Here is a 14313-nt window from a genome sequence, read left to right on the forward strand (position 1 = left end):
GTGGATCCACGGAAACCGGGCGCTATGGAACAACATGTCCAAGAAAATGCTTATCGACGCCACCCACGCCGAGGAAACGCGCGTCGTCGTGGTGGACGGCAACAAGGTCGAAGAATTTGACTTTGAAACCCTGAACAAGCGCCAGCTTGCCGGCAATATCTACCTCGCCAAAGTGACCCGCGTGGAGCCTTCGCTCCAGGCGGCTTTTGTCGATTACGGTGGCAACCGTCACGGCTTCCTCGCCTTCGCCGAAATCCACCCGGACTATTACCAGATCCCGGTGGCCGACCGCAAAGCCCTGCTCGAGGAAGAGCGGGCTTTCGCCCGGGCCGAGGATGACGAAGACAACCGCCGCTCGCAGCGCCCGGCGCCGCGCCCGCGCCCCCAGCCCGCCAAGGTCGAGGTGCAGGACGCCACGCAAGACGGTCCCGCCGAAATCGGCAGCATGGATGTCATTGATCTGGCAGAGGATTCCTCCGCCGATTCCCACACCACGCAAGCTGATCACGGCGAACAGCCCCATGATCATGCGCACGACCACGCCCCCCACGACCATGCGCATGACAACGCCCATGTGCATGACAGCGACGACACCGACGCCCCCTTCCGCGCCATCGACCACGCCTCGGACTCCGATGACGAGATCGAATCCATCGCCGAAGAAGACGTCCACGAGGAAATCAGCGCGCCGCGCAAACCCCGCGCCCGCCGCTATAAAATCCAGGAAGTCGTCAAGGTCCGGCAGATCATGCTGGTCCAGGTCGTCAAGGAAGAGCGTGGCAACAAGGGTGCCGCGCTGACCACCTATCTCTCGCTGGCCGGTCGCTATTGCGTGCTGATGCCCAACACGGCGCGCGGCGGCGGGATTTCCCGCAAGATCACCGTGGCCGCCGACCGCAAGAAGCTGAAGGAAATCGCCGCCGAGCTTGAGGTTCCGGAAGGCGCGGGTCTGATCATCCGCACCGCCGGCGCCAAGCGCACCAAGCCGGAAATCAACCGCGATTACGAATATCTGATGCGGCTTTGGGAGCAGATCCGCGAGCTGACCCTGAAATCCATCGCGCCGGCCGCGATTTACGAAGAAGGCGACCTGATCAAACGCTCGATCCGCGACCTCTACAGCCGCGAGATCGACGAGATTCTGGTCGAGGGCGAGGCGGGGTATCGCACCGCCAAGGACTTCATGAAGATGATCATGCCGTCCCAGGCCCGCGTCGTGCAGCGCTATGCCGAACAGATGCCGCTTTTCGCCCGCTTCCAGGTCGAAAGCTATCTCGGCGGCATGTTCAACCCGACCGTGCAGCTGAAATCCGGCGGTTACATCGTGATCGGCGTGACCGAAGCTTTGGTTGCCATCGACGTGAACTCGGGCCGTGCCACCAAAGAGGGGTCCATCGAGGACACCGCGCTCAAGACGAACCTTGAGGCCGCCGAAGAGATCGCCCGCCAGCTGCGCCTGCGCGACCTCGCCGGTCTGATCGTGATCGACTTCATCGACATGGAAGAGCGCCGCAACAACCTCGCGGTGGAAAAGCGCATCAAGGACAAGCTGAAGACCGACCGCGCCCGCATTCAGGTCGGCCGCATCTCGGGCTTTGGCCTGCTGGAGATGAGCCGCCAGCGTCTGCGTCCGGGCATGCTKGAAAGCACGACCCAGCCCTGCGCGCATTGCCACGGCACCGGCCTGATCCGTTCGGACGACAGCCTTGGCCTGCAAGTGCTGCGCGCTTTGGAAGAAGAGGGCACGCGCAAGCGGTCGAAAGAGGTGCTCTTGAAGGCGCCGGTTGGCATCGTCAACTTCCTCTTCAACCAGAAGCGCGAGCATCTGGGCCTGATCGAGGCGCGTTATGGCATGTCGGTGCGGATCGAGGCTGATCCCCAGATGATCAGCCCCGATTTCCTGATCGAAAAGTTCAAGACCGCGACCCGCGTCGTGCCGGAAACCCCGGCGGTGATCTCGGGCAACGCCAGCCTGATGGGCGCGGCCGTGGATGAGATCGAGGAGGATATCCTCGACGAGGAGATCGAAGACGAAATCGAAGCCGATGTCGCCGAGGAAGAGGCCGAGGCCGCAGACGTGACCGAGACCGCAGCCGCAGCGCCTTCTGCGGCGGGCACCACGGCTCCCGGCAAGAAGAAGCGTCGGCGTCGGCGGAAGAAGAAGTCGGGCAACGGCGCGCAGGGCACTGCCGCCGCCGGTGAAGAGTCCTCGGACGAGGGCCAGGACGACGACGGCAGCGAAGACGATGGCGCCGAGGACGATTCTGCCGAGGACGGCACCGAAGCTGACGCCACCACGGTGGAAAGCGTCGAAGTGACGGCCGAAGTCGAAGCGGTTCTGGCGCAGGCGATTGCCAGCGAAGCGGCGCCCGATGTCGCAGCCGAAGCGGTCGTTGACGCCGTGGCCCCGGTCGAAGCCGCGGGCGAGCCGGTTGAAGCGCCGGTGAAGAAGCCCGCCACCCGGTCGCGTTCGACCAGCGCCAAGGCGGGTGCGGCCAAGACCACGGCGGCGAAACCGGCAGCCGAGAAGGCGCCGGCCGCCAAGGCCACCACGCCGCGCACCACCAAGGCGACCTCGACCCGCAGCAAGGCTGCTGCGGCCGAAGCCGGCGCTGCGGTGGAAGCGGTGGCGGAAGCTGCGGTTGAGGGCGAGGCTCCGGCCAAGAAGCCCGCCGCAACCCGGACCCGCACCTCGGCCAGCCGGACCCGCAAGGCCGCCGCCGCTGCGACCGAAGCTGCCCCTGAGGCAGCACCCGTGGAAATGGCCGCAGCCGCGCCGGTCCTCGTCGCCGATCCCGGCGTGACCGAGGCCCCGGCCGCCGCTGCACCCGTCCTGCAGGCCGACCCGGCAGAGGCCGAGGCCGAGGATCCGAACAAGCCCAAGCGCAAGGGCTGGTGGTCCTTGGGCCGCTGAGCGCCTGATCAAAACTGAAGAACGCCCGGCAACCCCTTGGTGCCGGGCGTTTTTCGTCTCACCCCTTGACCCGGATCAGGTGCAGGGTGACCGAGCCCTCCTCGCGCGCCTCAACATAGACATGCCCTGTCTGGCCGCAGAAATGCGGCAGGTCGATCCGCGCCATCGCATCCGAGGCGCGCAGGCACAGCACCTGCCCCGGCGCCATCGCCGCCAGCCGCTTGCGCGCCTTCAAGACTGGCAGCGGGCAGAGAAGCCCCTCGCAGTCCAGTTCCACGTCCCACATCGCGCGCACTCCCCGTTTCACCGCGCCTTAACGGTCGCCGCGCCAAAACACCACACGGCGAGTTGACCTTTCCTCGCGTGACCTGCCCCGCCAAACCCGCTAAGCACGAGACATGTTCGGCATAGACCTTCTAGACGCAAGCCTTCTTCCCGCAGCGCTCGTGGCGCTGACGGCGGGGATTCTCTCCTTCCTGTCGCCCTGCGTCCTGCCCATCGTGCCGCCCTACCTCGCCTATATGTCCGGCATCAGCGTGGGCGAGATGAAATCCGGCCGCCGCGCCGTTCTGGCCGCCTGTTTCTTCGTCCTCGGCCTGTCGACGGTCTTCCTGCTCATGGGCGCCGCTTCCTCGGCCTTCGGCGCCTTCTTCCTCGCCCGCTCGCAAACCTTTGCGACGCTCTCCGCCATCGTGGTGATGATCTTCGGCGCGCATTTCATCGGGATCTTCCGGCTGAAATTCCTCGACCAGGATCTGCGGATGGATGCCGGCGACCGTGGCGGTTCGGCCTTGGGCGCCTATGTCCTCGGCCTCGCCTTCGCCTTCGGCTGGACGCCCTGCATCGGCCCGCAACTCGGCGCCATCCTGACCTTGGCCGCGCAGGAAGGCTCGGTCGGGCGCGGCACCCTGCTGCTCGGCGTCTATGCGCTCGGCCTCGGCCTGCCCTTCCTCCTGGTCGCCACCTTCTTCGCCCGCCTCGCCCCGGTCCTCGCCTTCATGAAGGCGCATATGGAGCGGATCGAGCGGCTGATGGGCCTGATGCTCTGGACCATCGGCTTGTTGATGCTGACTGGCGGCTTCTCGCAGTTCTCCTACTGGCTGCTGGAGCATGTGCCCGCCTTGTCGGCGCTCGGCTAAGGCCTTCCATCCGCCGCATTTTCTGCGCAGAGTGGCGCGGAGGCCGTGATGGAAGCAGTGACACCAGACCCCAAGACGACCCCGCCGGCGGAGCCCGACTTCCGCCGCAAGGTGTTTTATATTCCCGGCTATGACCCGATCCATCCGCGCCGCTACCGCGAGCTTTACCGAAAGGAGGGCGCCGCGCAGGCCGCAATCTCCGGCTATGGCCTGAAGCTTTTGCCGCGCAAAAGCAGCGGTCCTTATGGCTGGCGGGTGGAAGGTCAGATCGGCGGGCCGACTGAGGCCGAGTTCGAGGTTCTCATCTGGTCCGACATCGTTCGCGGCTCGATGGAGCAGGGGATTCTGGCGACCTATGTCCAGCTTCTGCGCACCGCCTGGGCCTATATCGGCTCCGGCGCGCTCTTCCGCCTGATGCGGCTGCGCAAGGGGCCGATGATCGCAGCACTTTACCCGATCGGGATGCTCTTGCTGCAACTGGCGGTGGCCCTTGGCATCGGCTACGGCCTCTACCGGCTCGGCGCCACGGTGCATCCGCTTCTCGGCCTGATGGCGGGCCTGCCGATGCCCGCCCTGATCCTGCGCAGCTTCCGGCGCCACGACAACCGGCTTTTCGCCTATTACCTGATGCACGACTACGCCTATTCCGCACAATCCGGCGGTGCCAATCCCCCGCCCTTGGAGGCGCGGATGGCTGAATTTGCCACCCGCATCCGCGCCGCCCTCCACGATTGCGACGAGGTGCTGGTGGTCGGCCATTCCTCCGGCGCGCATCTGGCGGTGTCGATCCTGTCGGACATCCTCCGCGAGGGCCTGCCCGAACCGCGCCCGGCGCTGGCCTTCCTGAGCCTTGGTCAAGTCGTGCCGATGGTCTCTTTCCTGCCCAAAGCCCAACGTCTGCGCCGCGACCTCGCCTATCTCTCCGCCCGCCCCGAGCTCACCTGGGTCGATGTCACCGCCCCCGGCGACGGCTGCGCCTTTGCGCTGTGCGATCCCGTGGCCGTCACAGGCGTGGCACCAGAAGGTAAAATCTGGCCCCTCATCATCTCCGCCGCCTTCACGCAGACCCTATCCCCCGAACGCTGGGCCGAACTGCGCTGGCGCTTCTTCCGCCTGCATTTTCAATACCTTTGCGCCTTCGACCGCCCCGGCGACTACGATTACTTCCAGATCACCGCCGGCCCGATCACTCTGGCAGACCGCTACCGCGACCGCGCCCCCTCCAGATCGCGGATCGAAACGCCCCTTTCGCCCTGGCGGTCGATGTGACCCCGCCGAAGCCGCAGGCCCGGCCCGACAAGGTCTCGCTCTGGCGCTATTTGCGGCTGTTCCGCGCCGACATCCTCTCGGCCCAGCCCGCCCGCCTCTACCACGCCTGGATGGCCGAATTCCGAACCCCCTTCTTCCGCAGCTTCATGGTCAACGACCCCGCCCTGATCGCCCGCGTCCTGACCGAACGCCCCGACGACTTCCCCAAGTCGATGCGCGTCGCCGAGGGTCTGCGCCCCCTCCTCGGCCAGTCGGTCTTCGTCACCAATGGCGAGATCTGGAAACGCCAGCGCCGCATCATCGACCCCGCCTTCGAGGGCGGCCGCATCCGCGACGCCCTCCCCGGCATCTGGGCCGCAGGTCAGGCCGCCGTGGCCCGCATGCCGGAAGGCCGGGTCGAGATCGAGGAGCAGACCAGCCACGCCGCCGCCGACGTGATCTTCCGCACCCTCTTCTCCATCCCGATCGAACACGAAATCGCCGCCGCCACCTTCACCGAGTTCAAGGCCTATCAGCGCAGCCAGCCGATCCTGAACCTCGCGGCCTTCCTCCCCCTGCCCCGCTGGGTCCCGCGCTTCCACCGTGCCGCGACCAAACGCTCCGCCAAAATCATCCGCAGCCTGATCACCCGCCTGACCGAGGCCCGCGCCAAAACCATCGCCGCAGGCACGGCGCCCGATGATCTGGCCACCAAGATCATGACCACCCCCGACCCGCTCACCGGGAAATGCTTTGAAACCAGCGAGATGGTCGACCAGGTCGCGATCTTCTTCCTCGCCGGCCACGAAACCTCCGCCTCCGCCCTCGCCTGGGCGCTCTACCTGCTCGCCACCCACCCCGAGGCCCAGGCCCGCGTCGCAGCCGAGGCCGCCACCCTCCCCGAAAGCCCAGATTTCTCCGCCCTCTCCCGCCTCAAATTCACCCGCGACACCTTCCGCGAGGCTTTGCGCCTCTATCCTCCCGTCCCGATGATGGTGCGCGAGACGGCAAGGCCCGAGGACTTCCGCAGCCGAAAGGTTGCCCCCGGCGCGCAGGTCGTCCTCTCGCCCTGGCACCTGCACCGCCACGACCGCTTCTGGCCCGACCCCGACAGCTTCGACCCCGACCGCTGGACATCTGAGGCCAACCGCAATTCCGCGCGTGAGGCCTATATGCCCTTCTCGTCCGGCCCGCGTGTCTGCCCGGGCGCGGGCTTTGCGATGGTGGAGGGGACGCTGCTCTTGGCCCTTCTCGTCGGGGCCTTCCGCTTGGAAGCGCTGCCTGAGAAAATCCCGGTGCCGGTGGCGCATCTGACCGTGCGGGCCAGGGATGGGATTTGGCTGAAACTCACGAAAAGGTAAGGAAGGGCGGGGGTTTACCACCCCCGCGCCCCCGTGGACTTAGACGTAGTCCTGGCGTTGCAGGCCGTATTTGGCCATCTTCTCGTTCAGGGTCCGGCGCGGCAGGCACAGTTCTTCCATCACCGCGACGATCGAGCCCTTGTGGCGCCGCATCGTGTTGTCGATCAGCATCCGCTCGAAGGCTTCGACGTAATCTTTCAAGGGCTTGCCCTCGGTGGTCAGCGCCGGACCCGCCGCCTCGTTGTCGGCCATCAGCAGCGAAGCGATGGAGCCCGAGCCGCGACGGTTCTGCAAAACCGCCCGCTCGGCGATGTTCACCAGCTGCCGCACATTGCCCGGCCAGGGCGCCTGCAACAACTGCGCCGCCTCTTGTGCCGTCACCTGCGGCGCCTCGCAGCCGTATTCTTCCGAGAATTGTTCGGTCAGACGGTTGAACAGGGTCAGGATATCCTCCCCACGCGACCGCAGGGGCGGCAGGACGATGGTCATCGCACCCAGGCGGTAGAACAGATCCGGGCGCAGCGTGTCTTCCAGCGTCTTGTCGGGCGCGTGGTGGTTGCAGATCGCGATGATGCGGGTCTCGGGCGGGGTGCCCTGTTCGTTGATCAAGGTCAGCAGGCGCGCCTGCATGGCGCCCGACAAAGCCTCGATATCCTCAAGGCAGATCGTGCCGCCGCGGGCCTCTTCCACCATCGGGATCGTGCCGTCTTCCGCCGGCCCGAACAGGCGCGTGGCCAGCTGATCCTCCGACCAGGCGGCGCAAGAGATCGTCACGAACTTCTTGCCCGCCCGCGGCCCCACGGCATGAAGGGCGTGGGCGACCAAGGTCTTGCCGGTGCCGGTCTCGCCGTCGATCAGCACATGGGCATCGGCCTGACCGATGTCGAGGATATCCTCGCGAAGCCGCTCCATCACCGGAGACGTGCCGATCAGCTTCTTCATCAGCACCGAACCGTCGGACAATTCCTTGCGCAAGGCCCGGTTGTCCAGGGTCATCCGGCGCGCCTGTGTCGCCTTCTTGGCCAGTTCAGTCATCCGGTCCGGGTTGAAGGGCTTTTCGAGGAAGTCATAGGCCCCGACCCGCATCGCCTCCACCGCCATCGGCACATCGCCGTGGCCGGTGATCAGGATCACCGGCAGGCCCGAATCCATCCCCATCAACCGTTTCAGGAAGGCCATGCCATCCATGCCCGGCATCTTGATGTCGGACACGATCACCCCGGGAAACTCCGGCCCGATCGACTTCAGGGCCTCTTCCGCCGAGGGGAAGGTTTCGGTGTCAAAGCCTGACAAGGCCAGCCATTGGCTGATGGATTGCCGCATATCGGCCTCGTCATCGACGATTGCCACTTTCATTGCCCGCGCCATCAATTCCTCATTCCGCTGCTTTTACGTCTGGCCCGCGATCTTCGCCCGTTGCGGGCTGCAGGATCGGGAGCTGCATTTCGAATACCGCGCCGCCGGATTCGGCGTTGCGCGCGGTCAACCGGCCGCCAAGATCGGTGACGATGCCAGAGCTGATCGCCAGCCCCAGACCAATGCCCTCGCCTGCCTTCTTGGTGGTGTAGAAAGGTTCAAACAGGTTCACCAGATCGGCGATGCCGTGGCCGTTATCGCGCACGCTGAGCGTGGCGGCCTCTCCCGCCGCAAGCACCAGATCAATCTGGGGTTCCTTCGTGTCTTTGATCGCATCCAGCGCATTTCGCAACAGATTGATGATCACCTGTTCGAGACGGAGCCGGTCCGCCATCACCATGACCGGCTGGCGCGGGATGGACCTTGTGATCTTGACAACGCGCAGTTTCAACTGCGGTTCCATCATCGCAAGCGCCGAGGAGAGGCAGAGCCGCAGGTCCACAGGCTCGAACGCCTCGCCGCCCTTGCGGGCATAAGACTTCAGCTGGCGGGTGATGGCGCCCATCCGGTCGATCAGATCGTCGATGCGCTGGAAGGAGGAGAGCGCCTCCTCCATCCGCTTGCGCTGCAACAACAATCTGGCGCCGGCGAGATAGGTCTTCATCGCGGCGAGGGGCTGGTTCAGCTCGTGGCTGACCGCGGCCGACATCTCACCCAAAGCCGCGAGTTTGGAGGATTGCGCCAAGGTCTGCTCGGCCACGGCAAGGTCCTTCTGGACCTTCTCCCGTTCAGCAATCTCGCGCTGCAGGCGGGCGTTCAGCTGGCGCAGTTCCAGCGATTCGCGGCGGAACGACAGGGTCTGCGACCAGGCCCGGCGCGACAGAAGGTAAAAGGTCAGGGCGGCGAGAATCGCAAAACCCATGATCTCGAGCGCCAAAATCCCGTTCACCTTCTCGCGCACCGAATCATAGGCGGTGAAGCTGGCCATCCGCCAGCCGCGGAAGGTCATCCGGTTGTCGGTGCGCAGAACGGCCACGCCGCGCAGATAGGTGTCGGGCCGGTTTTGCGTCAGATCCGAGGTGACCGACAGCGCCCGGTTCAGCGCAAGGTCGAAGGCCGAGGGCCGATCATGCGCGGCAATCGCGGTTTCCACCATCTGGCCGCGCCAGCGCGGTTCGGTCGACAGGATCACACGGCCTTCCGAATCGGTGACCAGAACCACGTCCTGCAGGGCGGCCCAGGCGCGTTCGAACTTCATCAGATCGACGGCCACGACGATGACGCCCTTGGCCTTGCCATCCACCACCACCACACGGGAATAGGTGAAATCATAGCCGCCGCCATCACGCTGCACCGCCGAAAACACCGTATCGACCGAACGCGCCGCCGCGACGTAAAAGTCGGAGTTGCGGTAATTGGTGCCCAGAAGGTTGCGGTTGGTCGCCCCCACCGTGCGCCCCGAACTGTCCAGCAGCAGGATCGAGGCGACGCCGATATCGGCCTGAACCTGCACCAGACGCTGCGTGGTGCGCGAGAAATCGCCCTTGGTCAGCGCCTCGGAAATCGCGGGGTCGCGCGACAGGAGGAGCGGCACCACCGAGGTGCGCTGCAACTCTGACACCACGTTGCCCGAGTAGAGCGCCAGCCGCAATTCGGCCTTGTTGCGGGTGGTCTCGGTGAAGCGTTCCGACAGCCAGCGGTTGGTGATCAGGATGACGCCGATGGCGACCAGAACCAGGGCCACAACCACCAGCTTGCCCCAGAAGGCGCTGCGCTGATGGCGGTCGCCTCTGAAGGATTCAGGACGAGAGGGGCGAGAAGCGGTCTTGATCATGCCCGAAATCTAGGCCCCTCGCCGGGTCACCTCAAGCTGAGGTCCGGCAAACCGCCTCAGGCCAGCGCCATCCCGCCCATCAGGCTGGCGAAGACGGTGGCGCCGTCGGTGCCGCCCTGCGACGCCTCGACCGCGCGTTCGGGGTGGGGCATCATGCCCAGAACCCGGCGGTTGGCCGACAGGACGCCCGCGATATCCGCCGTGGCCCCGTTGGGGTTTGCGACATAGGTCAGCGCGATGCGCTCCTGGTCGCGCAGCGCCTTCAGGCCCTCGGCGTCGATGGTGTAGTTGCCGTCATGATGGGCGATCGGCATCGCGATCTCCTGCCCGCGGCCATAGCCGCAGGTGAAGGCGGAATGGGTGGTGGCGACCCGCAGGCCCACGGTCCGGCAGACGAATTTCAGCGCGGCATTGCGCATCAGCGCGCCGGGCAGCAGGTGCATCTCGGTCAGGACCTGAAAACCGTTGCAGATGCCCAGGACGAAGCCGCCGCGCTCGGCATGGGCCTTGACCGCGGTCGCGATCGGCGACTGCGCCGCGATGGCGCCGCAGCGCAGGTAGTCGCCAAAGGAGAAGCCGCCGGGCAGGCCCACCACATCGGTGCCGGCCGGCAGATCGGTGTCCTTGTGCCAGACACGCGCGACCTTGAACCCCGCCTTTTCAAAGGCCACCGCAAGATCGCGGTCGCAGTTGGAACCGGGGAAGGTGATGACGGCGGCTTTCATCCGGGCGCTCCATTTTGGGATGAGGCTCCTTAGCGCAAAGTGCCGCGCCTTGCCAGAGGGGGAAGCGGCAGGACGGCTGTGCTCCCGTCCCCGTCGCCGGAAGCGGGGGGCCGGGGGGGGTAGAGGCCGGGGGGCGCTTACAGGCCGAGGCGGGGGATTTCGATGGCGGGGCAGTGGTTCATCACGACCTCCAGCCCGGCGGCGCGTGCGGCTTGGGCTGCGGCTTCGTTGACCACACCCAGCTGGGTCCAGATCACGCGCGGGCCGGTGAGATGGGCGAGGGCCTCTGCAACCACGGCGCCGACCGCGTCGGAGGCGCGGAAGATGTCGACCATGTCGACCGGCTCGGTGATTTCCGACAGGCTGGCGCGGACGGTTTCGCCCCAGGCAGTGACATGGCCGGCCTGGCCGGGATTGACCGGGATCACCCGATAGCCGCGCCGCGCGAGGAAAGCCGCCACCCCATGGCTCGGCCGGCCCGGGTTGGGCGACCAGCCGACCAGAGCTATCACTTTGGTATCGGTCAGAATTCTGCGGAGGGTCGTATCGTCGGGCATCAGGCCATTCCCAAGAAAAAGGCGCCCGAGCTTGGGGCCGGGCGCCAGTGCGGAACGAGGGACAGTGAAAGAAGGGGGCGTTCCGGGCCGACCTTCCCCCTTGATATAAAGTTGCGCGGGCGGCTTTAAAGGGGCAGGAATGTTAAAAACAATCACAAACCCGTGCGCCGCTTTTCTTTTCCGCGCCTGCGTGTTTCAGCACACACCGCCGGCCGTTTCACCGCACCGAAGCTGCATAAAGCGCAATCGCCGCCGCGTTCGAGACGTTGAGCGAGCCGAACGCATCCGCAAAGGGGATGCGGGCGATCACGTCGCAGGTCTCGCGGGTCTTCTCGCGCAGGCCCGGCCCCTCGGCCCCCATCACCAGCGCCACGGCGCGGCTGCCGGCATTGGCCATGGCTTCCGCCAAAGTCACGGTGCCTTCGCCGTCCAGCCCGATCAGCACATAGCCCATCTCGCGCAGGGTCTGCATCGAATCGGCCAGATTGGTCACCCGCAGATAGGGCTGCCGCTCCAGCGCGCCCGAGGCGGTCTTGGCCAGCGCCCCGGTTTCCGGCGCCGAATGGTGGCGCGGCGCAATCACCGCCCGCGCGCCGAACACCTCGGCCGAGCGCAGGACGGCCCCCGCGTTATGCGGATCGGTCACCCGGTCCAGACAAACCACCAGCGCATTGCCCTTGCCCGAGATGCAGATCTCTTCAAGCTTGCCCCAGTTGAGCGGCTTGACCTCCATCGCAGCGCCCTGGTGCACCGAATCCTCGGCGATCGGCACCTTGAAATTGCGCGGCTCCAGGATCTCCGGTTCGATCCCGGCGCCCGGCAGCACATCGGCCAGCCGGTCGGCGGCGTTCTTGGTCAGGACCAGCCGCAATTTCTCGCGGTTGGGGTTCAGAAGCGCGTCGCGCACCGCGTGGATCCCGAAGAGCCACAGGGTTTCCTTCGCCTCGGCCCGCTTGGTCCGTTCCTTGTCTACAACCCAGCTGGGTTTGGTATTGCCAGTATAGCCGCTCATATCGCCCTCGCATTTGGCTTCCATTTGGCCCCCAACAAGATTTCACGCAAGCTGAAACCTTCTCGATTGCCCCTCTTGACGCCCCCGCGCCCCTTGTTTATTCCCCCCGCTCAGTGGGCGACATGCTACAAGGTGTGGCAGGAGACTGTAACTCTCCCGAGGCGACTCATGCCTGGTTCGATTCCAGGGTCGCCCACCATTCTACCGGTTTATTGCCGAGGCAACATGAGGCAGGGCAGTAGCCCTGACCCTTCATGAGGCTTTCGCAATGTCTGATTTCGTCACGCCCGACCGGTCCTTCCGTTTCACCCATGCCATCACCCGCAAACCCGCCGCCTCGATCATTCAGGGCCTGCGCGCGGTGGACACCGGCACGCCTTCGCTGGCGCTGATGGCGCAGCACCACGCCGACTATATCGCGGCCCTGCGCTCCACCGGGGCGACGGTCGTGGAACTTGACGCGCTGGAGGCTTTCCCGGATTCGGTCTTCGTCGAGGACACCGCCCTTTGCCTGCCCGAAGGCGCCGTCGTGATGCGCCCCGGCGCCCCGACCCGTCTGGGCGAGGCGGCCGAGATGGCCCCCCATCTCGCCGCCCTTTACGGCGATATCCGCCGGATCGAGGGCCCCGACAGCTTCATCGAAGGCGGGGACATCCTTGTGACCGAGCGCGAGATCCTCGTCGGCCGCTCCGCCCGCACCAATGGCGCGGGGATTGCCGAACTCTCGGCCAAGGTCGCCGATTGGGGCCATAAGGTGCGCGAAGTCTTCACCCCGCCCGGTGTCCTGCATTTCAAAACCGACTGCTCGCTTCTGGACGCCGAGACGGTGCTTTCCACCGCAAGGCTCGCCGCTTCGGGCTGTTTTGAAGGTTACAAGGTGATCCTTACCGCGCCGGGGGAAGAGGCCTGCGCCAATGCGATCCGCTTCAACGATCTGGTGATCATGCCGCAAGGCTTCCCGCTTACCCGTGACCGCCTGGTGGCGGCAGGTTTTACCGTGCGCGAGATCGGCAATTCCGAATGTGCCAAACTGGACGGCGGCATGTCCTGCCTCTCGCTGCGTTTCACCCCCAAAGCCTGAACCTAAGTCGGGGCAGGTCTTGACTTTCCCCCCGCTCTACCCGGGAGATGGCGCCCAAGCGGAGGCGCAGGCATGACCCAGACGGCGCGGCAGAATTTCAACATCGTGGCCATCGCCCAATCCGGGCGGCTGGCCTATGAGGCGGCGCTTCTGCTGGCCTCGCTGCGTGCCCGCGATCCGGAGTTTCCCGGCGAGGTCTTCATCGCCGAACCCCAGCCCGGCCCGCGTTGGTCCGATGACCCGCGCCTGACCGACCCAGCACTTCGCGGTCTGCTGACCGATCTGGGCGCGACTTTCCTGCCCTTTGAGTCGCAGCTTTTCGGCGCGAGCTACCCCTATGGCAACAAGATCGAGGCGCTGACCGAACTGCCCGACGCGCCTTTCCTGTTTCTCGACAGCGACACGCTGATCCTGAACCCCTTCGACGGCGTCCGCTTCGACTTCACCCGCCCCGCCGCCTCGATGCGGCGCGAGGGGACCTGGCCGCAGATCGAACTTTACGGGCCGGGCTACGCGCAAATCTGGAAATCGCTCTACGACCGCTTCGGGCTCGACTTCGACAGCTCGCTCGACCTTGGCCAACCCGACGAATACTGGCAGCGGTATCTGTATTTCAACGCCGGCTGGTTCTTCCATGAAAGCCCGCATGCTTTCGGCCAAAGGTTCCAGACCTATGCCGCCGAGATCATGCGCAACCCGCCCGAGACCCTGGTCTGCCAGGAGATGAACCCCTGGCTCGATCAGGTCGCCCTGCCCCTTGTCATCCATTCCTTCGGCGGCGGGCGTCCGGGGCCCGAGCTTGCCGGGATGGACGGCGATGTCACCTGCCATTACCGCACCCTGCCGCTGCTTTATGCCCGCGAAAGTGACCTTGCGGTGGAGGCACTCGAACAGGTCGCCGGGCGCAATGCGGTCAAGAAGGTGATCAAGGATTACGAGCCCTTCCGTCGCATGCTCTATCAGGGCAAGGGCGCCAAGGCCCGCGCCCTCTTTGACCGCGAGAACCTGCCCCACAAGGAACAGGCAATCCGCAACACCTTGAAACGCGAGGGGCTTTGGCTGCGCTAAGCGCGCTTTGTCATCCTG

At 65.6% G+C, this 14313-nt stretch carries 12 protein-coding genes and 1 tRNA gene; 7 read left to right on the top strand and 6 right to left on the bottom strand.

Annotated elements, in window-relative coordinates; genetic code table 11:
• The first annotated feature begins 34 nt into the window (after positions 1-34).
• Positions 35-2914 (top strand): Rne/Rng family ribonuclease, encoded by a 2880-nt coding sequence (locus tag AC1DVR_RS08150; RefSeq protein ID WP_478000055.1) that lies wholly within the window; start codon positions 35-37, stop codon positions 2912-2914.
• A 58-nt stretch (positions 2915-2972) separates the two neighbouring features.
• On the opposite strand, the gene AC1DVR_RS08155 is transcribed toward AC1DVR_RS08150, so the two are convergent.
• Positions 2973-3200: a sulfurtransferase TusA family protein gene (locus AC1DVR_RS08155; protein WP_478000056.1), complete on the bottom strand. Its 228-nt coding sequence runs from the start codon at positions 3198-3200 to the stop codon at positions 2973-2975.
• Between the two features lie 112 nt (positions 3201-3312).
• Here AC1DVR_RS08155 and AC1DVR_RS08160 point away from each other — a divergent pair, with 112 nt between their 5' ends.
• Genes AC1DVR_RS08160 through AC1DVR_RS08170 form a run of 3 tightly spaced genes read left to right on the top strand, consistent with a single transcriptional unit; the run spans position 3313 to position 6662 of the window.
• The gene (locus AC1DVR_RS08160; RefSeq protein WP_478000057.1) at positions 3313-4053 is read left to right on the top strand and encodes a cytochrome c biogenesis CcdA family protein; all 741 of its coding nucleotides are present in this window, start codon (positions 3313-3315) and stop codon (positions 4051-4053) included.
• Positions 4054-4101: 48 nt separating this feature from the next.
• Positions 4102-5322: a hypothetical protein gene (locus tag AC1DVR_RS08165; protein WP_478000058.1), complete on the top strand. Its 1221-nt coding sequence runs from the start codon at positions 4102-4104 to the stop codon at positions 5320-5322.
• Complete coding sequence (locus tag AC1DVR_RS08170; RefSeq protein WP_478000059.1) at positions 5319-6662, top strand: cytochrome P450; 1344 nt, start codon at positions 5319-5321, stop codon at positions 6660-6662. Before AC1DVR_RS08165 ends, AC1DVR_RS08170 begins: the two co-directional genes overlap by 4 nt.
• 39 nt (positions 6663-6701) lie before the next feature.
• On the opposite strand, the gene AC1DVR_RS08175 is transcribed toward AC1DVR_RS08170, so the two are convergent.
• From AC1DVR_RS08175 to rlmB, 5 genes are all read right to left on the bottom strand, one after another.
• A complete protein-coding gene (locus AC1DVR_RS08175; protein ID WP_478000060.1) occupies positions 6702-8030 on the bottom strand; it encodes a sigma-54-dependent transcriptional regulator in 1329 nt (442 codons plus the stop codon).
• 7 nt (positions 8031-8037) lie between these two features.
• Positions 8038-9852 (bottom strand): sensor histidine kinase, encoded by a 1815-nt coding sequence (locus AC1DVR_RS08180; RefSeq protein ID WP_478000061.1) that lies wholly within the window; start codon positions 9850-9852, stop codon positions 8038-8040.
• Between the two features lie 56 nt (positions 9853-9908).
• A complete protein-coding gene (purQ, locus tag AC1DVR_RS08185) occupies positions 9909-10577 on the bottom strand; it encodes a phosphoribosylformylglycinamidine synthase subunit PurQ (RefSeq protein ID WP_478000062.1) in 669 nt (222 codons plus the stop codon).
• Positions 10578-10714: 137 nt separating this feature from the next.
• Positions 10715-11134 (bottom strand): CoA-binding protein, encoded by a 420-nt coding sequence (locus tag AC1DVR_RS08190; RefSeq protein WP_478000063.1) that lies wholly within the window; start codon positions 11132-11134, stop codon positions 10715-10717.
• A gap of 217 nt (positions 11135-11351) precedes the next feature.
• Entirely contained in the window at positions 11352-12170 is an 819-nt protein-coding gene (rlmB, locus tag AC1DVR_RS08195; protein WP_478000064.1) for a 23S rRNA (guanosine(2251)-2'-O)-methyltransferase RlmB, read from the bottom strand.
• A gap of 91 nt (positions 12171-12261) precedes the next feature.
• Here rlmB and AC1DVR_RS08200 point away from each other — a divergent pair.
• The 3 genes from AC1DVR_RS08200 to AC1DVR_RS08210 all read left to right on the top strand — a co-directional run bounded on the left by AC1DVR_RS08200 (position 12262) and on the right by AC1DVR_RS08210 (position 14295).
• Positions 12262-12345, top strand: a tRNA-Tyr gene (locus AC1DVR_RS08200).
• Between the two features lie 69 nt (positions 12346-12414).
• Positions 12415-13227 carry a dimethylarginine dimethylaminohydrolase family protein gene (locus AC1DVR_RS08205; protein ID WP_478000065.1) on the top strand — a complete coding sequence of 271 codons (813 nt, stop codon included), beginning with the start codon at positions 12415-12417 and terminating at the stop codon, positions 13225-13227.
• Between the two features lie 72 nt (positions 13228-13299).
• Positions 13300-14295: a hypothetical protein gene (locus tag AC1DVR_RS08210; RefSeq protein ID WP_478000066.1), complete on the top strand. Its 996-nt coding sequence runs from the start codon at positions 13300-13302 to the stop codon at positions 14293-14295.
• Positions 14296-14313: the final 18 nt, after the last annotated feature.

Source organism: Rhodobacter sp. P2_H5 (assembly GCF_056403335.1).